The 20072-nt window shown below is 48.6% G+C and carries 23 protein-coding genes; 5 read left to right on the plus strand and 18 right to left on the minus strand.

The features are described 5' to 3' along the window. The 6 genes from PHW04_05405 to PHW04_05430 all read right to left on the minus strand — a co-directional run. A partial coding sequence (locus PHW04_05405; GenBank protein MDD2715313.1) for an ABC transporter permease occupies positions 1 to 1074 on the minus strand: 1074 nt, incomplete at its 3' end. 4 nt (positions 1075 to 1078) lie between these two features. Beyond that, entirely contained in the window at positions 1079 to 2215 is a 1137-nt protein-coding gene (locus PHW04_05410; protein MDD2715314.1) for an ABC transporter permease, read from the minus strand. Next, positions 2212 to 2991, minus strand: coding sequence for an ABC transporter ATP-binding protein (locus PHW04_05415; GenBank protein MDD2715315.1), 780 nt, complete (start codon positions 2989 to 2991; stop codon positions 2212 to 2214). Before PHW04_05415 ends, PHW04_05410 begins: the two co-directional genes overlap by 4 nt. Before the next feature lie 65 nt (positions 2992 to 3056). Then, positions 3057 to 3968: an ABC transporter ATP-binding protein gene (locus PHW04_05420; GenBank protein ID MDD2715316.1), complete on the minus strand. Its 912-nt coding sequence runs from the start codon at positions 3966 to 3968 to the stop codon at positions 3057 to 3059. Positions 3969 to 3988: 20 nt separating this feature from the next. Continuing rightward, on the minus strand, positions 3989 to 4963 hold the full coding sequence (locus tag PHW04_05425; protein ID MDD2715317.1) for an efflux RND transporter periplasmic adaptor subunit: 975 nt from the start codon (positions 4961 to 4963) through the stop codon (positions 3989 to 3991). Further along, complete coding sequence (locus PHW04_05430; GenBank protein ID MDD2715318.1) at positions 4960 to 5580, minus strand: TetR/AcrR family transcriptional regulator; 621 nt, start codon at positions 5578 to 5580, stop codon at positions 4960 to 4962. The genes PHW04_05425 and PHW04_05430 overlap by 4 nt, the downstream gene beginning before the upstream one ends. A gap of 154 nt (positions 5581 to 5734) precedes the next feature. On the opposite strand from PHW04_05430, the gene PHW04_05435 reads away from it, so the two are divergent. Continuing rightward, positions 5735 to 6217 (plus strand): isoprenylcysteine carboxylmethyltransferase family protein, encoded by a 483-nt coding sequence (locus PHW04_05435; GenBank protein ID MDD2715319.1) that lies wholly within the window; start codon positions 5735 to 5737, stop codon positions 6215 to 6217. 9 nt (positions 6218 to 6226) lie between these two features. On the opposite strand, the gene PHW04_05440 is transcribed toward PHW04_05435, so the two are convergent. From PHW04_05440 to PHW04_05480, 9 genes are all read right to left on the minus strand, one after another. Then, positions 6227 to 6859, minus strand: a complete 633-nt coding sequence (locus PHW04_05440) for a hypothetical protein (GenBank protein MDD2715320.1) — start codon at positions 6857 to 6859, stop codon at positions 6227 to 6229. Between the two features lie 59 nt (positions 6860 to 6918). After that, positions 6919 to 7158 carry a type II toxin-antitoxin system HicB family antitoxin gene (locus PHW04_05445; protein MDD2715321.1) on the minus strand — a complete coding sequence of 80 codons (240 nt, stop codon included), beginning with the start codon at positions 7156 to 7158 and terminating at the stop codon, positions 6919 to 6921. Next, on the minus strand, positions 7155 to 7352 hold the full coding sequence (locus tag PHW04_05450) for a type II toxin-antitoxin system HicA family toxin (protein ID MDD2715322.1): 198 nt from the start codon (positions 7350 to 7352) through the stop codon (positions 7155 to 7157). The genes PHW04_05445 and PHW04_05450 overlap by 4 nt, the downstream gene beginning before the upstream one ends. Before the next feature lie 78 nt (positions 7353 to 7430). Then, a complete protein-coding gene (locus PHW04_05455; GenBank protein MDD2715323.1) occupies positions 7431 to 8420 on the minus strand; it encodes a DMT family transporter in 990 nt (329 codons plus the stop codon). Continuing rightward, entirely contained in the window at positions 8413 to 9519 is a 1107-nt protein-coding gene (locus PHW04_05460; GenBank protein MDD2715324.1) for an alanine/ornithine racemase family PLP-dependent enzyme, read from the minus strand. Before PHW04_05460 ends, PHW04_05455 begins: the two co-directional genes overlap by 8 nt. Positions 9520 to 9524: 5 nt before the next feature. Beyond that, positions 9525 to 10778 carry a nickel-dependent hydrogenase large subunit gene (locus PHW04_05465; GenBank protein MDD2715325.1) on the minus strand — a complete coding sequence of 418 codons (1254 nt, stop codon included), beginning with the start codon at positions 10776 to 10778 and terminating at the stop codon, positions 9525 to 9527. Then, positions 10775 to 11548 carry an oxidoreductase gene (locus PHW04_05470; GenBank protein ID MDD2715326.1) on the minus strand — a complete coding sequence of 258 codons (774 nt, stop codon included), beginning with the start codon at positions 11546 to 11548 and terminating at the stop codon, positions 10775 to 10777. The genes PHW04_05465 and PHW04_05470 overlap by 4 nt, the downstream gene beginning before the upstream one ends. Before the next feature lie 10 nt (positions 11549 to 11558). Then, complete coding sequence (locus PHW04_05475; GenBank protein MDD2715327.1) at positions 11559 to 12395, minus strand: FAD/NAD(P)-binding protein; 837 nt, start codon at positions 12393 to 12395, stop codon at positions 11559 to 11561. Next, positions 12392 to 13477, minus strand: coding sequence for a 4Fe-4S dicluster domain-containing protein (locus PHW04_05480; protein ID MDD2715328.1), 1086 nt, complete (start codon positions 13475 to 13477; stop codon positions 12392 to 12394). Before PHW04_05480 ends, PHW04_05475 begins: the two co-directional genes overlap by 4 nt. 226 nt (positions 13478 to 13703) lie before the next feature. Between PHW04_05480 and PHW04_05485 the strand changes: the two genes are divergently transcribed. Then, entirely contained in the window at positions 13704 to 14903 is a 1200-nt protein-coding gene (locus PHW04_05485; protein ID MDD2715329.1) for a hypothetical protein, read from the plus strand. A gap of 120 nt (positions 14904 to 15023) precedes the next feature. After that, positions 15024 to 16397 carry an NAD(P)/FAD-dependent oxidoreductase gene (locus PHW04_05490; protein ID MDD2715330.1) on the plus strand — a complete coding sequence of 458 codons (1374 nt, stop codon included), beginning with the start codon at positions 15024 to 15026 and terminating at the stop codon, positions 16395 to 16397. Positions 16398 to 16530: 133 nt separating this feature from the next. On the opposite strand, the gene PHW04_05495 is transcribed toward PHW04_05490, so the two are convergent. Further along, positions 16531 to 18180 (minus strand): peptide-binding protein, encoded by a 1650-nt coding sequence (locus PHW04_05495; GenBank protein ID MDD2715331.1) that lies wholly within the window; start codon positions 18178 to 18180, stop codon positions 16531 to 16533. Between the two features lie 203 nt (positions 18181 to 18383). Between PHW04_05495 and PHW04_05500 the strand changes: the two genes are divergently transcribed. Continuing rightward, on the plus strand, positions 18384 to 18566 hold the full coding sequence (locus PHW04_05500) for a hypothetical protein (protein ID MDD2715332.1): 183 nt from the start codon (positions 18384 to 18386) through the stop codon (positions 18564 to 18566). A 58-nt stretch (positions 18567 to 18624) separates the two neighbouring features. Here the strand turns inward: PHW04_05500 and PHW04_05505 are convergent, their stop codons facing one another. Then, a complete protein-coding gene (locus tag PHW04_05505; protein MDD2715333.1) occupies positions 18625 to 18804 on the minus strand; it encodes a hypothetical protein in 180 nt (59 codons plus the stop codon). Positions 18805 to 18927: 123 nt separating this feature from the next. Here PHW04_05505 and PHW04_05510 point away from each other — a divergent pair, with 123 nt between their 5' ends. Next, positions 18928 to 19629, plus strand: a complete 702-nt coding sequence (locus tag PHW04_05510; GenBank protein MDD2715334.1) for a helix-hairpin-helix domain-containing protein — start codon at positions 18928 to 18930, stop codon at positions 19627 to 19629. Here PHW04_05510 and PHW04_05515 read toward each other — a convergent pair. Further along, positions 19607 to 19996 carry a (deoxy)nucleoside triphosphate pyrophosphohydrolase gene (locus PHW04_05515; GenBank protein ID MDD2715335.1) on the minus strand — a complete coding sequence of 130 codons (390 nt, stop codon included), beginning with the start codon at positions 19994 to 19996 and terminating at the stop codon, positions 19607 to 19609. The two genes, PHW04_05510 and PHW04_05515, sit on opposite strands and share 23 nt — an antisense overlap. Between the last annotated feature and the right edge of the window lie 76 nt (positions 19997 to 20072).

The raw sequence follows: 20072 nt of genomic DNA on the forward strand, positions 1-20072 counted from the left end.
GATTACGGCAAGAGCGGCAAACTCATGGGTAAGAACATTGAAACCGATGCCTTTCAGGAAAACTCCCCTGATGATCACAACGAAATAGCGCAGAGGATTGACAACAGTCAGATACTGGGCGAACTCCGGCATGTTCTCGATCGGAAAAGCGAATCCTGAGAGCAGAATTGTGGGGAAAATCAGGAAAAAACAGCTCATCATGGCCTGCTGCTGCGTGCTGCTGACAGTAGAAATCAGAAGCCCGACACCGAGAGAACTCATCAGGAACAGGCCTGTAGCCGAATACAGCAAAATCAGGCTGCCCATGAATGGTATGTGAAACCATTTTACAGCTAGCAGCAGAATCAGCGTTACATCCAGAAATCCAACCAGCGCATAGGGAATCGTTTTCCCCAGAATCAGCTCGCTTTTTCTGATCGGTGTGACGATCAGCTGCTCGATAGTACCGACTTCCTTTTCCCGCACGATCGACATGGAAGAAAGCAGAAGTGTAATCACAGTCAGCATCAGCCCCAGTACACCAGGAATATAAAAGTTACGGCTCTCCAGAGTCTGATTGAACCAGACGCGTGACTGAACCTGAATCGACGGTATTTCCTTGTCGATGCCTGCGGATTTAACCCGTTCAGCCAGAAGTTCGTGATTCAGTTGAGCTATCACCTGCTGCGAATAGTTCAGGATCAGCGCAGCGGAATTGGAGTCAGTCCCGTCAATCAGAAGCTGCAGGTCCGCACTTTTTCCTGTTCCTGCCATTTCCGCGAATCCCTTGCGGATACGAATCGCCAGCCTGATTTTGCCTTCATCAAGCAATCTGGTTGTTTCCAGAGGATTCCGGGTAAAATAGTCCAGCGAAAAATAACTGGAGCCCTGAAATCCGGCTAAAACCGCGCGAGAAGCGGAACTGTTATCCTGATCTTCAAAAGCAGTCACTATGTGCCTGACATCCGTGTTCACGGCATAGCCGAAAATCATGGTCTGCAGCACAGGAACAAAAATCGCTACAGCCCGCATCCTGGGGTCTCTGAAGAGCTGCAGGAACTCTTTTTTCAGCATTGCCAGCAGTCGTTCAAACATCATTTCACCTGAAAATATTTTTCAGCTTACGCTCAGCCACGATCAGCATCACAATCGCGAACACAAAAAGAGAAATCACTTCAGCCGCAAAGAAAGAAAAGCCGTTGCCTTTCAGATAAATCGCTTTGATGATGGTCACGAAATAGCGGGCAGGCACCGCAATTCTTGACAGAAGTCTTACCACTGCGGGCATGTTATTGATGTCAAAGATAAAACCAGACAGCAGGAAAGCAGGAAGAAATGTGGTAACCAGGGCAAACTGAGCTGAAACGAGCTGGCTTTTAGCAGCCACTGAAATAAAAATTCCCATGCTGAGCGCAGAGAGCAGAAAAAGCGATGATAAAGCGAAAAGCAGTGTCAGGCTGCCCCTGAAAGGAACATCAAAGACTTCAATCCCGATGAAAATTGAGATTGCCACGTCAGTCATGCCGATCACAAAATAGGGAATCAGCTTTCCCAGGATCATCTCAGACGGCAGGAGCGGAGAAGGCTTCAGAAGCTCCAGATTTCCGTTTTCCCATTCCCTGGAAACGGTCTGGGATGTCAGAAGCGCAGCGATCACCATCATGATCAGCGCGATCAGACCAGGCACGATGAAATTCCTGGATTTGAGTTCAGGATTGTAGAGAACCCTGGGCCGCATGTCAACAGGCAGAACGAACCTTGCTGATATCGCAGTTTCCATTCTGCTCTTAAGCACTTCGGCATTGTACTGCATGGATATTGCGTTAAAGTAACCCATTGCGATTCCGGCGGTCGTGGAATCGCTGCCGTCAAGCAGCACTTGTATTTCCGGGTTTTTTCCGCAAAAGATTTTTCTGGAAAATTCCGGGGGTATCACTATCCCGGCCAGAGCCTTGCGGGCATCGATCAGCTCTTCGACTTCCCGATAATTGCTGCAATAATAATTCAGGGAAAAATACCTGGAACCCTGAAAAGAAGACAGAAATTCACGGCTTTGAAAGCTTGCGTCTCTGTCGATCACAGCCAGCGGAATCCTGTCCACATCAAGCGATAAAGCGTATCCAAAAAGAAACAGAAGCATCACAGGAATCAGGATTGACAGACCCAGGGAACGTTTGTCCCGCAGCACATGGATAAACTCCTTCCTGGCCACAGCCCTGAGGCGCCTGATTTTCATGATGCAGCCTTTCTGTTTTCCTCATCGATCAGCGTTACAAACACATCCTCAAGCGTGGGATTAGTAATTTTCAAGGTGCTGGAAGCGGAAAGCACTTTTTTCAGTTCCTGAGGACTGCCTTCAGCGATCATCCTGCCTCTGTAAATCAGGCAGAGCCTGGCGCAGAATTCCGCCTCATCCATGTAATGAGTAGTCACGAAAACAGTAGCTCCCGAATCTGCGAAGGAATAGATCAGATCCCAGAATTTTCTGCGCGTAAGCGGATCAACGCCTGAGGTAGGTTCGTCCAGGAAGATTATTTCAGGTTGATGCAGCACAGCGCAGCCTAATGCCAGTCGCTGTTTCCAGCCTGCCGGCAGGATCGAGGCCGGCTGATTGTGCTGCTCGGTCAATCCAGCCATTTCCAGCACGAATTCCCGCCTTTTTTTTCGGATTTCCCTGGGCACATTGTAAATCCCGGAATAAAAATCGATGTTTTCATCTACTGTCAGGTCGCCGTACAGCGAAAATTTCTGGCTCATGTAGCCGATGCGCTCCTTGATCTTCTCTGATTCACTGATTATGTCGAATCCGGCCACTGTTCCCTCTCCGGATGTCGGCACCAGAAGTCCGCAGAGCATCCTGATGGTGGTAGATTTTCCAGCACCATTGGGACCAAGAAAGCCGAAAACTTCTCCTCTGCCGATTTTCAACGAAATCCTGTCCACTGCGATGAAATCATCGAATTTCCGAGTCAGGTCAGTTACTTCCACAATCGTTTCAGTTTTAGTTACCATTTTTCCCCAACTTACTAACATACTAACTTACAAACTTACCAACCTCTTGCAGTGCACAAACGATGTTATGAAACTTTTCGTTCTGCAACCTGTTTTTCCATGAAATCAATGAAAACATTTTCCAGGTTCGGGATTACCTGACGACTCCCGCTGACAGCGATTTGATTCATTTCTGCAATTTCAGCGATTATTTTTCCAGTCTGTTCAAGATTCCCTGCTACCACATATAGTCTGTCACCCCTTAATTGAAGGCTTCCCGAATCCAGTTCAGTCAGAAGCAAAGATCGTAATCTGCGTGTTTCCGGTGAAATCACTTCCAGGATCAAGTTCATCCTGGACCTGATTTCTGCCACGCTGCCTGAGACCATCAGTCTGCCCTCATGCATCAGGCCAATCCTGTCGCAGCGTTCTGCCTCGTCCAGGTAAACTGTTGACACAAGTACTGTGGTACCTTCCTGTTTTAACCTGACAATGATATTCCAGAAATCCCGGCGTGAAACAGGATCGACTCCATTGGTCGGTTCATCCAGCAAAAGCAGGCGTGGCGCATGGATCAGGGCGCAGCAGAGGGACAGCTTCTGCTTCATGCCTCCAGACAGATTCCGCGCCAGGCGGTCCCTGAAGCGATACAGGTCCGTCAGTTCCAGCAGTTCCCTGACTTTGCCGCTCTGTTCCGATCCGGGAATCGAGAAAATATCGGCAAAAAAGCCGATATTTTCTGCTACGCTCAGATCAGGGTAAAGTCCGAATCTCTGGCTGACATATCCCACCAGTTCCTGGATTTTTTCCCATTCGCTGGAAAGTTTGAATCCGCTGATACAGGCTTCGCCGCTGTCGGGCGTCAGCACTCCGGCAAGCATCCTGATCAGTGTGGTCTTCCCTGCTCCGTCCGGGCCGAGCAACCCGAAAACTTCCCCAGTCCCGCATTCCAGACAGAAATCCTCGACTGCCCTGGTCGCATCAAAGCGCTTGCACAAAGATTCTATCTTAAGAACATTCATCTTCTATCAGGAGAAAATTCCACATCAACCGGCATGCCTGGTTTCAATTCCTGGCCCTGATTCGGTATCTTCACCTTGATCCTGAACACAAGCTTGACCCGCTCTTCCTGGGTCTGGATGCTCTTTGGCGTGAATTCGGCTGAAGGTGAAATGTAGGCAACTGTTCCCTGAAAAACTTTCCCTGGATATGAGTCGCATCTAATGAGCATTTCCTGACCAAGCCTGACTTTCCCGAGCATTGTTTCCGGTATGTATACTCTGGCCCAGGTGTCGCTGAAATCAAGCAGGGAAACCACAGGCGATCCGGTATTGACATTCTCGCCTGTTTCCACGAATTTTCTCTCCACAATTCCCGAGATTGGAGCTGCCAGCTTCGTGAATGACAGCTTCAATTCAGTCTGTTCCAGCGCTTTCTGTGCCTTTTCACAGGCAGCCCTGGCCTGTTCGATCTGCTCTGCCCGCGGTCCGTTTTTCATGGTCTGCAGTCTGGAAACAGCATCCGCTTTCTGGGCTGTCAGCACTTTATAAGCTGTAGCGGCATTTTCATATTCACGTTCAGCCACACCCTGTTTGGCATATAATTTCTTCATGCGCGAGAGATCCTGGGAAGCCTGATTCAGCTTGAATTCCAAAGCTTTCACAGTTTCTTCGGCCGATGTGATCTCACCGGTCAGGAAGCCGTTGGACAGCTCCAGAAGCCTGCCCTGAGCCTGCCTGATGTCAGCATTTCTGACTGCGATCTCTTTTGAGATTTCAGAGTCATCAAGTCTGGCAATGGTCTGCCCGATTTCAATGCTGTTGCCTTCCTCCACAGACAGCGAAACGATCTGGCCTGGAATCCTGAAGCTCACATCAACTTCAGTCACTTCGATGTTGCCTGAAAAAACAGGCCTGAGGTCTTTTTTCTCCTGTATCAGGAAATAAAACAGGGCTGCCAGGCCGATGATCGCTATGGGGATGATTTTTTTCATGATGATTTCCCTTTCAATATTGAATTCACGATGAATTCGCTGGTCCTGCGTATATCCTGAGATATCTTTTTCACATTTTCGGAATTACTGCCACTGAAAATTCTTTTCCTCACCTGTTCTGTCACCTGCAGCATGATGATGCTGCCCAGCATCATGAAATGGAAATTGAGAGGATTGATCTCCATGAAAACCCCTTTTTTAAATCCATCCCTGATGATCCTGCCTTCCAGCTCCACAAGCCTGGTCACATCCTGCTTCATCTGAACCGGCAGCCGTTCACCGCCGTCAGCCAGTTCCCTCATCATGATCCTGGGCATCAGCGGGTTTTTCCTGAAATGCTCTTCCAGGACATTGGCCAGTGTGGTCAGGGCTTTCACAGGATCATTGAGGTCAGGTACTGCTTCGATGATCGACTCCAGCGCAGTCCCGATGAAGGTCGAAAGCACCCTCGCATACAGGGCTTCCTTGTCGCCCACATGATAATAGATGCTCGCCTTGTTCACTTTGGCGTTCTCAGCTATCTCGTCCATGCGGGCTCCGGCAAAGCCTTTCCTGGAAAACTCCAGTGCCGCTGTCTTGAGAATTTTCTCAAGTGATTTTTCCGACGAAGTCTTCATCACCACTCCAGTTTTAACCGTCTCGTTTTTAACTAACCATTTAGTTTAACTATCTAGTTATATTATTCGTCAAAAATTTGAGGAAGTCAAGATAAAAATCGCCTGACTTTTGAAACCGACTTCAAACGGTGCGTTTTTTTGATATGCTGTAATCATGGATAAAAATGTTCCTTGCCGCAAGATGTCCATTTTCGGAATCGGCCCGCTTCTGCTGGCCACAGGTGCTGCTGTAATCATCGCCGGGCTCTGGCTCACAAACTGGCACATGCGGTCTTACAATTTCCTGCCTGACAGCCAGTTATTTACTATAATCGGGATTATCTGGCTGATCATCGGATTATACTTCTGGCTGGCTTCAGTGTTCAAAATCATGGGTTTCGTGTCCCAGGGAATGCTTATAACCACTGGTGTTTTCAGCCTGACCAGAAATCCGATGTACTGCGCCTTTTTGATCTTCATCGTGCCTTCCCTGTCCCTGCTCCTGAATGCCTGGATTTTTCTGCTGTCTTCAGCAGTCATGATTCTGGTATTTCATTTTGCGATCGCAAAAGAAGAGCGGATGCTTGAGGGACTGTTCGGGGATGAATACAGAAAGTACAAAGCAGCTACCCCACGACTTTTTCCGAAATTCAGGTGAACTATAACGCTATATGCACGGCATCAGAGAACCACAAAACAATAAGAACAAAACGATCAAAAGTATAACTTTGCAGATTCGGAAATCTGCTGTTTCAAAACGCCAGAGACTCTTCAATTCCTCTTTTGACAATTTGCTGTAGCAAATCGGGCATTCATCATTTGATACAGAAAAATACTTCAGACAGTTTCTGCAGAAGTAATGATCAGGGATCACAGGTTCAATTCTTGGAAGAGTAAAAGTCATCAGCCTGAAAATCCAGGCAAAAATCGATAAAAAGAAAATATTCGCGTATATCAATGTAAAAACTATTTCACTATCAACATTGGCGTACATACAAAGCAAGCCTGAGAAGATGCCTGTTAGAATCGCAAAAAACAAAGTCAGGTATTCAAGTTTCCTATAGGCTCTGTAGTGATTTGTAAGCTCAAGCCTCAAACCTACATTCGCATAGATGGAACCAATCACTGTGAAAAAAATCATCCAAGAAAATGTGACGATCTTCGGGTCAATCAGAAATCCAGCATAACCCGAACGATACCCATGTATGCGTGAGCCAATCTGTAAATCAAGATATCCCATCATGGCAAACACCAGCATGGTGAAGATGCGAGGGAACGAGTGTGTTGAATCAAATTTCATCAGAATTTTCCTGGAGCCAGGAGATTGATTTGGAAAATATGCTTCTCTGCAAAAGCCTCTCAGGCCACCTGCTGCATGGCATTCACGAATTCCCGGCCTGATAATGGAGTGGGAAGCGGTTTGCCGTCTTTCTGATAGATTTCCACCATTTCATCCACGATCCGGCAGAGTTCGTCGAAGACAATGCGCGGGTCATCTCCATGGCATCCCGCATAAAAAAGCTCAGGGCAGCTGCCGATGAAGCATTTGTCATCTTCCGACCATTCGATCAGTTTCACATATCTCAATCCGTCACTCATTTTGATGCCTCCTCCAGAGCCAGTCTGACAGCTTTTTCCTGATACTGCTTCGCATCATCCCCATCTGAACCTGAGATTGTGATGGGTTTGATGATTTTCTGATGCACGAAGTTCCTATGGCTGCCTTTCCCGCCACGTTCAGCAAAACCAGCCTTCAGAAGATCCCTGACAAGTTCTCTTATCTTGCGCGGCACAGAAAACCCTCAAAACAGATATGTTCAAATATCACATAATTAGTTAATTGAGTCAAATCGAAATTCCTGATCATACTCTCAAGGACAAATCCGCTTTTTATTTTCTGCAGCAGAAACAGGGGTCTGATGAGTTGCTGTTCTGTTGCCCAGGACAATCGCCCCCAGGATCAGCACTGCTCCGATGAAAAAAGTTCCGGTCAGTTTCTCGCCCAGCAGCCAGACCGAAAATCCTGCGCCTGCCAGAGGCTGCAGGTATAGATAAAAGGAAAGCTCGCCTGCTGACATGAATTTCAGCAGCCAGTTCCAGGCCAGATAACCGATGCCTGTCACAATCACTGACAGAAAGATCACGCCCAGCCATTCCCGGCCGTTCAGGCAAAGCCCCCTGTGCCAGGCTACCGGATCATACCAGGCAAAGGCCGGAACAAAAGTGAGGGCAGCAACCAGGAAGGGCAGGGCTGTCGAGGCGGTTGCTCCCCAGCGTCCCACCAGCAGTTTGCCTGTGATTGTGTATGAGGAGACGCAGAATATCGAAGCCAGCACCATCAGATTGCCTGCCAGATTCCGGCTGCCCAACAGGTCGAGGGTCGCAGGGTCGACTGTAAGCAGCACTACGCCGAGGAATGCGAGCACCAGGCTCAGGACACTTCTTATGGAAAGCCGTTCGGCCAGAAAGACTGCTGAAAGCAGAACCACCATTGGGGTTTCCAGCCCGACCAGCATCGAGACATTGGAGGCTGTGGTCCTCTCTGTCCCGGCATACTGCAGCATGATCGCGGCTCCGCAGCCAAGCAGGCCCATGATCAGCATCAGATAGACATCCCTGCTCGTGATCCTGTCAGGGATTTCCTGCCTGCGGATGAACGGCAGTAGTACGGCGGCAGCCAGCACTATCCTCCAGCAGGACAGGGCCAGAGGATTGAGGCTGGCGATCATGTCCTTGGAAATCGGATATGACAGGGCCCAGATCATGTTTATCAGAACTGCAATGCCGATCAGCAGCCAGCGTGGAGGAACTGACCGGGACCTGACCGGAACGGTCTGCATGATTTCAATCGGTTCAATCATAGACTGCCATCTTTTCGATTCCCGGAGTGGAGCAGGCTTGGAGCAGTGCCGTGTAATCCACCTGGAAGGTGATGATGTCCCCGACTTTCAGCCTGACAGACGAATCTTCAATATCGATAATCGTATGATCGCTGGTCTGGCCAAGAATCTCCATCTTCTGGTCTACAGGCCAGATATTCTCGAACGGCATGTCCTGCCTGCCAAATGCCATGATGGCCCGTTTCCTGATCCCGCGGTCCACAAAGGTCTTGGGCTTGAGAAAGGCGTCCAGGCCCAGGGGCCCGACCGGTTTCGTGGGTTTTGAACTCAGCTCGAGTATCTCGGCCTGCAGAAGGTAAAGATCAGAGCAGGTTCTGTTCACGTCCTGGTCTGAATGGTGAAATCCCTCAAGATATCTGAAATTGACATACTCGATCCCGAACTGATGGGTTCCTCCAATGCGGAGATGATTGATTCCGGGAGGCCAGGTGCCGTGGGTGAGCAGGTAATGACTGGTGCAGTTGCCGCCAGACAGGTGCGGGAAACGGATGCCGAACTTTTCTTCCAGCCTCCTGGCAATCCCCACGAACTGCATCCCGTTTTCATAGGTCGGGAGCAGGGTGCCGTAACAGTTGAAATTCGTGCCCAGACCATAGATTTTCAAGCCCGGCAGAGTCAGGATCAGCTCCAAAGCTCTGCACAGGGCCGGGAAGTCCTCGTGCCAGATTCCCTCCCTGAGATCGCCCATGTCCACCATCAGGAGCACTTCATGGGTGCGGCCCTGCCTGACCGCTTCGGCGGACAGGGACTTGATGGTCTCTTCCTCTGACTCGATGGAAATGTCGGCATAGCTGACAGTGGCGCTGATGTCACTCGGGGCCGGGCTGCGCAGCAGGCATTTTTTGCACTTCAGATTTCTGATCTTCTTCAGGTTCTCGACCCTGGATTCGGCTACGGTTTCGATCCCGCCCCTGATGATGGCGTCGGCAGTTTCCGGCATGCCGTTGAACACCTTGTTCACGCCCATGATCGTGATGCCAGCGGCGTTGAACTCCTTTAGCATCACCCGGACATTATGCTCGAGCTTGCGGACATTGATCAGAAGTCTTGGATAGCTCATGACAGCTAATGCACCGAGCAGGAAAAGCACGGATCATAAGCCCTCACAAGCTCTTCGCAGAGGAGCCTGATCTGATCCCTGGTCCTGCCCTTATTCTCCAGGACAAGCTTGTTCAGGGAACGCTCTATATCCACAAAATTATGGGCTGTCGGCGTGACGATATTGGCTTTCTCCACCACTCCCCTTCCATCGATCCTGTACCAGTGATAAAGCAGGCCTCGAGGAGCTTCGGTGATGGCTCCGCCTTCTCCAGCTTTGATTTTGAGATTGATATCTTCATCCTTGAAAGTAGTATTTTCGATCAGATCAATGCAGCGCATGATCGCGTCATAGGTTTCCAGGGCCTGGGCCAGGTTGTTATGAAACGGATTGAAATCAGGAATTGAGAATCCGACAGATTTCGCGAGCTTTTTTGTCTCAGGCTTGAGTTTTTCAAATTTCAGATTCATCCTGGGCAGAGCTCCGGTAGTGACAGAGCCCTTCCCCACCCTGGTCTTCTTAGCATTGGCGTAATCCACCTGTGTTTCCTGGAAATGCTTCAGATAATCGGAAACCGGGATGTTGAGCCCGTCGCTTGTAATGATTCTTCCGTCATTGATCGCATAGCCCTTTTTTCCGGAGATTGCCGCATAAACGACTTTGCTCTCAAATTCCGGAGGGTTGAATTTCGCGACCAGTTTCACTACCTGCACGGCCTGGGCAGCTGTTTCCTTCAATTTCGGGAGCATTTCATGGAGCGCTGAATTATCCGGGATCTTTGTGAATCCGCCAGGCAGGCTGGTGACTGCATGCAGCGCCCTGCCGCCGATCAAAGCAGTCAGGCCGTTCAGCACTTCTTTCATGGCGAGCAGCATGGTGACTTCGGACTTGAATTCAGGGATAAGCCCGGTAATGCTGTCTTTGCCGTAATAGTCGGGCATGGCCAGCATGAAGAGATGGATCAGATGGCTGGCTGCGATCTGGCTCAGGCTCATCAGTTCGCGCAGAATCTTTGTCTGGGCGCTGACTTCCACAGCCATGGCATTCTCAATGGCCAGGATCGCGGTGGTCATGTGCGAAACAGGGCAGATGCCGCAGATCCTGGAGACAATGTCGCCGACTTCGTCATATTTCCGGCCAGCCAGGAATCCTTCGAAAAATCTGGGCGGTTCGAAAATCTTCAGAAGCAGCGGCTGCTCATTTTCAAGATCGATCCTGATCGCTGTTTCGCCTTCCACTCTGGCGAGATAGTCAACTTCTATCCGTTCGTTCCGCTTCATTTTTTGACATTCGCTCCTGTCTGGAATTCAATAGTGGGTTGCCCGAATTCAGTGAATCTGCGGAAAATATCTTCAGGGCTCTGCCCCATTTTCAGAAGCTGCGCCGCCAGTGCGGCTGAATTGGCATCTTTCAGCGGGCCGAAACAGGAGAAACAGGCCCGGTTGTAGGACGGGCAGAGAGCATCGCAGCCCGCATTCGTGACAGGTCCCATGCAGGGCTCGTTGTATGCCACCAGCAAACAGATGTTGCCTTTGAGCTTGCATTCCACGCAGACGCTGGATTCGAGGAAATCAGGGTTTTTCTTCAAAAGCAGGGAAAGAACCAGTTCGGTCAGGTCGCGCTCGCCCATCGGGCAGCCTTTCACGCTGCCGTCCACCTTGACATAATGCTCTACAGGATGGGCTTTGATCGAGTGGAGAGCAGAAGTATCAGGGTAAACCCTTGTTTCCACTTCCAACTCGTTCTGATTATTCTTGATCGCAGGGATCCCGCCGCAGACAGCGCAGGTACCGATAGCGATCAGGTGAGTGCTGGCTTTTCTGACCTTTTTCAGCTGATCAGCCTGCCAGGTTTCTGTGATCGCGCCTTCGATCAGGGCTATATCAAAAGGTCCTTCTTCAATACCGTCTGACTGCAGCATCTGGCAGTAGATGATATCTGCGGCTCCCAGCGTTTCCAGTATGTATTTCTGGAAATAGATCAGCTGGAATTCGCAGCCTGCGCAGCAGCTGTATTTGAAAACTCCGATTCTCGGTTTCTTTAAAATCATGTCTCTCCCGTCAGATCTGCCCGTGCATCATGTGCCGGACCTCGCTGTAAGCAAAAACTGGGCCGTCTTTACAAATAAATTTCGCTCCCATCTGGCAGTGGCCGCAATGGCCAAACCCGCATTTCATCCTGCGTTCCATGGAGACGAATATATTTCTGCTCTTGTGTCCGATTCTGATCAGGTCTTCTGCCACGAAATGCATCATGATATCCGGGCCGCAGGTGAAAGTGACAGCATCTTTCAGCGGAACATCAATGTTGCGTAACAGCGAGGTGACAAGGCCTTCGGATAATGGGAACGGCATTTTTTTCGATTTCCGCTCCAGGCAGAAAAACGAAGTGATCTGGTCAGAGCTGCACCATTCTTCAACTTCCTTGGTGAAAAGCATGTCTTCGCTGCGTTTTGAGCCATAAATCAGAAACACTCGTCCGAATTTTTTCCGATTCTGCTGCACGAAATGCACTACAGGCCGCAGCGGAGCCATGCCGATCCCGCCTGCGACAATGATCAGGTTTTTATGCAGAGCCAGTTCAAGCGGCCAGCTGTTCCCGAAAGGTCCACGCAATTGAAGGCTGTCACCAGCTTTCAAAGAGCAGAGAGCCTGGGTCACGTTCCCCACCACCCTGATGGTATGGATGAAGTTTTTTTTCAGAGGCAGGGAGCTGAAGGAGATCGGAGCTTCGCCAAAGCCGGGCAGGCCCAGCATATTGAACTGGCCGGGCTCAAACAAAAAATCCTCATCTGTGGTCATTTTCAGCGAAAACACATCTGATGTCTCAGCACTGATTTCTTTAAGGACAGCTGTGCCAGGCAAGAGAGGGTTGATCGAGTGTTTAATCCTGTTCATTCATCGTCTCTCCTGATTTCAGCAACGATTTCTGTCAGATCAATATGTGTAGGGCACCAGGTCATGCAGCGGCCGCAGCCCACGCAGCCGAAACAACCGAACTGCTCAACCCAGCTGCTCAGTTTGTGTGTGACGAACTGGCGTAAACGGGCTGAGCGGGAATCGCGGAAATTAAAACCGTGTACTTTCGCAAAATTCAGCTCCAGGCATGAGTCCCAGTGGCGTATGCGCGTGGTTTTTTTCAGATCCATACCGGTGCATTCCTCGATGTTATAGCAGAAGCAGGTCGGGCAGACCATGGTGCAGTTAGTGCAGGAGAGGCATCTCGCGTCAGCGGTATTCTTGTAAACTTTGTGATCAAGATAATTCTTCAGCAGTTCTGCAAGTCCATCAATATCAAGTTTTTTGCTGAAAGTGGAAAGAGCTTTTTTTTCAAGTCTGAGTTTGGCTTTCTGATCGGCTGCTCCTGCTTTTTCAGCCCTTCTGATCCCTGAGGCGAGTTCCAGGCCTGTTTCTGAACGGAATTCCATCAGATAAAGTGACTCACTTTCCTCTGAACCGCTCAGAAGAGTAAGTTCGATGTCGGATCCGGCTTTCTTTTTCAAAAAAGGGCCTGTCCCCATTGAAGAGCAGAAACCCTGATGCGTGAAAGCCGGGTATTTTTTTTTGCAGGCAAGGTTACAGTTCAGCACGACAGTAATCGTGTTTTCACGGGTCTGTTTATAATAAAAATCCTGGGTTTCCCAGCTCAAAGTCCTGTCCAGGATAGAGATGGCGTGCATATCACAGGGATGCAGTCCGAAAATGATCCTTTTCCTCCTGTCATCCGCAGCCGTTGTCTGCAGGCTTTTCCTGTCTATCTCACAGATAGTCTGCCTGGATGGATAGATTATCCTTGCCGGGCTCTGCATTGTGCTCTGATAATCAAGCCGGATACTGAAAGCGTCACTGACCGGCTTAAAAATGGTTTCTCCCTTTTTATCCGGCACAGGCCCCAGGATAATGAAGCGATCACGCAGACCGTCCAGCCAGTTGAACAGGTTTTTCTCCAGGATAATCATTCCGGTTGAGTTTTTCTTCATTTCCAATCAAAACCTCATCTATTCATGGTAATGAACCTGACGGCTAATTGCAAAGCATTATCTTTTCCACAGGTTCTGAAGATGCAGCAAGCATTTTGCAGTAATAAATTGAGAATTTACATTTTTTTTACAGGTTTCTGACTGGTTCTTGAAGGTTTTGAATTATAAATAGGATAGAAGCGTATAAAGTATCAAGTATGAAGGGTTTAAAACCCGAGGGGGGCGTATGAAGTATTTTGCTGTATCCGTGATGATCGTGCTGATGGCACATGCAGCAGTTGCCGAAGACAGAAGTTATTATGGCGTGAACGGAGTATTCGTGAAGGCTGAATCCTGCGGCCAGGTATTGACTGCCTCTTTCAGCGAATCTACCTTCTGCGGATTTACTGGAGCGGGCCAGGCTCTGATGGCAGCAAAGACAGGGGCAGCAGATCTGGTGAAAGAGTCAATGAATCAAGCCAGCCTCAGTTTTCGAGTGCCTGTGGCAGAAATGAGATACTCTCTGGTCTGCTTCACAATGTCCAGATATCATGGAACCGGAAGTATCCAGAGTCTTGATAAATACCGCAATTATGAAACCCAGTGCAGCGTGCTGATGGCCGGCGTGGAAAGAGGCATCATTCTGGGCTGGTCTGAGAAGGAAGTTCTGACCTGCATCAGATCTGCGGTAAAATCATGGAAATGGAATCAAGAGATGACCAGAAACTTCGGTATCGCTGCAGCAGCCTGCCAGGCAGGCAGCAATCCGTCGATTTTAAAACTTTTCAGGATCATGCAGGTCAATGCCGGAAAGCTGCTCGCCATCAGAAATGATGACGATAATGACGAAGTGACTCCAGAAGAACCCGTTGACCCGGAAGAACCGCCCGTTGACCCGGAAGTCCCGCCCGTTGACCCGGAAGTTCCCCCCGTTGACCCGGAAGTTCCGCCCGTTGACCCGGAAGTTCCGCCCGTTGACCCGGAAGTCCCGCCTGTTGACCCGACAGTCCCACCCACAACTGAAGATCTCTCCCAGCCCTGGTGGAATGGTGATAATCCTGACGGCATGAGTACAGGCGTTAATGGTACTTACTGGACACCCCAGGATCCGATCCCTGCCGCTCAGATTGTTGATGCTCTTGAAAAGACTGCAGATACATTCCTGGAAAAACTGGACCAGAATGACGGCAAGGTTGCAGCAGCTATAATTGCCACTGCGCATCAGCTGCTGGGTACTGACCAGGACCTGGCAGACTATGGGATCCAGGCCGGAAAAACCATTGATTATGCACTGGCCAAGGTTTTCAAGCCTTATCAGGCTTTCCAGTCAGGCTACTCTGTCGGGCAATCCTTTTCCCAGGGCGATTATGCCGGCGTGCTGAAAAACAGCGACAGCCTGCTGAAGCTTCTGTATAAATCCATGAAAACTGGCAAGGCTGTTCAATAATGTTCTTTTCGTTGTCCCTCCCAGGGGAGAGCTCCTGCTCTCCCCTTTTTCTAATCAGTTCATTTGACTCTTTAAGCTCCAGATATTAATCTTGATTGACGATTTCAGCCGTTTCAGGAGATGACAGTGAAAAAATACGATGTGATCATCATCGGCGGTGGCCCGGCCGGACTTTTTGCAGCTTATACGCTGATCGGGAAAAAAGTGCTGCTGATTGATATGGGCCAGAGCCCTAAAGAAAGGGACTGCCCGCTGAAGCGCAAGCAGGTCTGCCAGAAGTGCAACCCCTGCAATATCATGTCCGGAATCGGAGGGGCCGGCCTCTTTTCAGACGGTAAACTCAACTTCATCCCCAAACATGGGAAAACCGACCTCTACCAGTTTCTGGACCCTGAAGCTGCCCAGCAGCTGATCGACGAGACAGAGGAGATCTTCAACCGCTTCAACATGGACGGCAAGGTCTATCCAATTGACATGGCAAAAGCCAAAAAAATCCGGGATTCAGCAATGAAGGAAGGGATTGAGCTGCTGCTGATCAAGCAGAAGCATCTCGGTTCAGACATGCTGCCTCTTCATATCCAGGGAATGATGGACTTTTTAGTAGAAAATGGCATCGAATTCGCCCTTTCCGAAGAAGTGGTCAATTTCAAAGTCGGGAAAAGCGGCATCACTGGAGTTAAAACAAACAAAAGAGAAATCTCGGCAGATTCTGTGATCGCTGCTCCCGGCAGGGTCGGTTCGCGCTGGCTCTATTGTGAATGCACCAGACTCGGTCTCGGAGTGACTTACAGAGGCGTTGAAATCGGGGTCAGGGTGGAAGTCCCTAATGAGATCATGGATGAGATCACAAGCATTATTTATGATCCTGCATTTTTCATCTTTTCTGATACCTATGATGATCTTCTCCGCACTTTCTGCACCAACCGGGGAGGCTTTGTCACCAAGGAAGATTACCAGGACTTCGTCTGTGTGAACGGACATGCTGAAAGAAACAATAAATCGGCCAACACAAATTTTGCCTTTCTCAGCAAAGTCACTCTCACTGAACCGATCAATGATACTTATAAATACGGCAGTTCGATTGGAAAACTTGCCACTGTCATCGGGGGAGGCAAACCTATTTTACAGCGCTTCGTTGATCTCAAAAAAGGGCGCCGCAGCACCCTCCAGCGCATCGACAACTGCCATATGCGGCCCACCTTCACTGATGTCACGCCAGGGGATATCAGCATGGCACTCCCTAAGCGCATTGTCACCAACCTGATCGAAGGGCTGGAAAAACTGAATCGGGTGATTCCTGGCATTGACTCGAATTTCACCCTGCTCTATGCCCCTGAAATCAAATTTTTCAGCACTGAAATCAGGAACGACTGCCTGAAGACAAAGCTGGAAGGACTATACATAGCCGGAGATGGGGCGGGTGTAGCCGGAAACATAGTAGGTGCGGCAGCAACTGGAGTACTGGCAGCCAAGCGGATTTTAAAAGCCACTTAGACAAATCAAATAAGGCTGTTCAAAAATGTCCAGATGCTAGGCCCACGAATCCGCGCAAAGCGAGACATACTTAATCGTATGTTGAGCTGCGCAGGATGAGTGGAACAACGCAGATGGACTTTTTTCAACAGCCTTAATATCTTCTCTGTGATTCAGGCACATACCACTTAGTCAGATTGTAAAAAATCTCTGATCCGTTTTCATGGATCCCGTGGATGCGCTTGTTGACAACAGTAATGTCTTCAGTGAAAAACAGGAATGTCACAGGCTGATCAGCATACAGCAGTCTCTGGAATTTGTGGTAAATTTCCGCCCGCTCTGAAGGATCAATGGTCCGGCGGGCAAGTTCAAGCAGTTTATCTGTCTCAGGGTTATTATATGAAAAAAAGTTGTAGCCCACTTTTTTCTTCCCGGTATCCGGTATCTGTGAAGAATGCCACAACATAAAGGGATCAGGGTCGATCGAAAGGTCCCAGCCAAGGATTATTGCATCGAATTTTTTTGAAAGTCCTTTGTCCAGCAGTACACTCCATTCATCGAACTGAAGATTCACCTTGACTCCGACCGCTTCCCAGGCATCCTTCAGCACTTTAGCCACCAGCTGCCTGATCGCATTGCCGTGGGTCGCCACCAGATCGAATTCAAATTTCTTCCCTCCGTTTTCCAGCACTCCGTCCTTGTCGGTATCGACCCATCCGGCCGCTTTCAGAAGTTTCCTGGCTTCATCCTGAGAAAATGCCATCACCTCCATGCTTTTGTCATAATCATCTGAGGTGATCAGGAAAGATCCGTTGCACTCTTTACCGTAACCCTGAAGAACATCGCTGATAATTCCCTGACGGTTGACGGCCATGGTCAAGGCTCGTCTGACGTTCCTGTCTGCAAAGAGCGGGTTAAGCAGGTTGTATTCCACGAAAAGGAACATCCGATTCAGGGATTTGTAGACATTGAAATTTTCTTTGAACGCAGGAGTGTCCCCCTGCTTTACCAGTTGATCCGGATTTAACCGCAAAAGATCCACTTCGCCTTTTAAAAGGGAGAGAAAAGACATCGAAGCATCTGGGATAATCCGGTATGTATAACCATCGAGACAGGGACGTCCGTTGAAATATTTTCTGTTGCTTTCCAGAACGATCTGCTCATGCTGATCCCATTTGACAAACTTAAAAGGTCCGGTACCCACTAAAGGAGGTTCTTTTTTCATGTCAGAGATTCCGTCCTCCTGGAAGATCTTTCTGGGGACTATGAAGCATCTCCAGGCAGAAAGAGCATAGGCAAACGGTTCCCTGTAAGTCACTTTCACTCTATACTTATCCAGGATTTCAACAGACTGCACCGGCTCAAAATACGGTTTGAAAAAAGATTCGGAACTGTCTTTCATGATCATCTGATAAGTGAATAAAACATCGTCTGCTGTGAATTCCGAGTTGTCGTGCCACAAAACATTCTTGCGCAGGTAAAACAGGATGGTCTGTCCGTCAGGGGAGAACTCCCAGCGTTCGGCTAGATCAGGCAGCAGTTCAAAATTTTCATTTTCTCTGACCAGTCCATTGAAAATCTTGCTCAGGATTCCGATGGAATAACCTTCGTTATAGGCCAGTGGATTCAGCAATGGCGGGTTCACACCCATGGTTTCCACCAACATATCCCCATAAACCTGCCCGTTGTCCACGCGCTGGTTTGCAACATTGGAAGAAGTAGCGGTTCCGACATTCTTCGGGCCGGGCTGGCCGCAGCCACAGAGTAAGATGTTGATTAAAAATACTGAAATCAGGCTCTTCAAGTCTTCCCCATTGTTCGATATCTGATTCTATCACAAAACTGCCGGGGATTAAAATGAGTTTTCCGATTCAGGTGTACCGGTATCAGAAGTGCAAAACTTCCTTTTTTCCCAGCTGATCAAAAAAGAATCTGATTCAGTTTGATTCAAAAAGTAATTATAGTTAATATGAATGGTAAGGAATAAATTCTTCAAACGGAGGAAAAATGAAAAATGTTGAGATGAAAGTGGATGGCGAGACCCTGACCATCACCATTGACCTGTCTAAAGATTTCGGTGCTTCCTCTTCAGGCAAAACCATAATAGTCGCCAGCTCTGAAGGGAATGTCACTGTTCCGGGCAGAGCCGAAAAAGTCGGTATCAATGTATACCGCTATCCGACGAGATAAATACTCGACGAGATAGATACTGGAAGTTTTAAAATGGCGGTTTATACCGTCATTTTTTTTATTTAAGATAGGTTTCAAGAAGTTCGGTACTGAGGCTTGCAATCCAGTTTGAATCTGGATGAGGAATGGTTTCAGCCTTAAACCACTGCTGACTGTTTTTATCAAGCAGGTAATTGTTGATTATAACAGGTTCCGTGACTTTTTCTGCCCTTTCCATGGCAATTTCTCCTTCGATCATGTTTACTCACAAATTTAATACTACCCGATTTTTCCACTGATGCAAGAATAATTTTTCGGATTGAAAAACTCACTCAAAAGGTGTATTGATATAATTAAAATCATTTAACCACTGGAGGCAGGCATGAATATAAGAAAATTCCTTGCAGTGATGGCGATTATTTTTATCAGCGATAACCTTTCCGCAACCGGTCCTTCTAATCAGGAGGACACTGCTGAGGCACCGATTACAATCATCGAATCCGAGTCTCAGCCTGTCACTGTAGAATCCATCTTATCCAGTACTGTCTCTAGTGCTTTAATTACCGATACCTCTTCAGTGAGCGCTCCGGAACAGACTGTTTCCGCCACAATTCTGAGCAGTTCTGAAATCCAGCCGGTTCCTTCCACTGCAGAAGTTACATGCGCATCTACAGTCGAGGCTTTGACCAATAGAACAGTCAAAGTCAACATCAATACCGCTCAACTCACTGATCTCTGCCGACTGCCGGGTGTTGATCCTGTTCTAGCCGCGGCGATCATCGATTACCGCACCGGTAACGGTAACTTTCTCACCCTGGATGACCTGCTCAGCGTGAAAAGAATCAATAAAGACAATTTTCTCAAATTCCGCAAGTTAATCACGCTCAGCGACCTGGACCTGGAAATCAAAATAAAAGTCGTGTCTCTCACCATTGAAGAGATGATTTTCCTGGGTGTAAATCCTGATGAAGCCAAAAGAGTGGTCTCTCATTTCAGGAAAGCAAGGAGAGACATCAGCAATTCAGAACTGGGAAGAAAATTCCCGTCAGTGCTGGAAAAACTCAGTCCGTATTTAGTGCCCTGATCAGATTCACAAAAGGCAGATCCGCAGGAGTGAAGTCATAGTCTTTCATTTCCTGTGGAAGCACCCAGCGCAGATCATTATGGACGACCGGTACAAATTCACCGATGAACGAAATTACTCTGTAAGCAAGCAGCCTGATGTCGCCGTATCCATATCTGTAAACGCTTTCGCCGAAGAAATCCCCGATCACCGACCTGATCCCGAATTCCTCGAATAATTCTCTTGCAAGACATTCCTGATGGCTCTCCCCTGTCTCAAGTTTGCCTCCAGGGAATTCCCACTTGCCTGACATGTTTTCTCCGGGAGCTCTTCGCGCTATCAGATATTTTCCATCTTTTTCAATGATCGCAGCCAGCACTGTTTTCATCTGCTTCCTCCCGCACTTTCCGGCTTTTACCGGTCAGAAAAAACTTAATTTAATATACCATAGGGATACTTGCAAA

It is taken from the genome of Candidatus Wallbacteria bacterium (assembly GCA_028687545.1).
Taxonomy (GTDB): domain Bacteria; phylum Muiribacteriota; class JAQTZZ01; order JAQTZZ01; family JAQTZZ01; genus JAQTZZ01.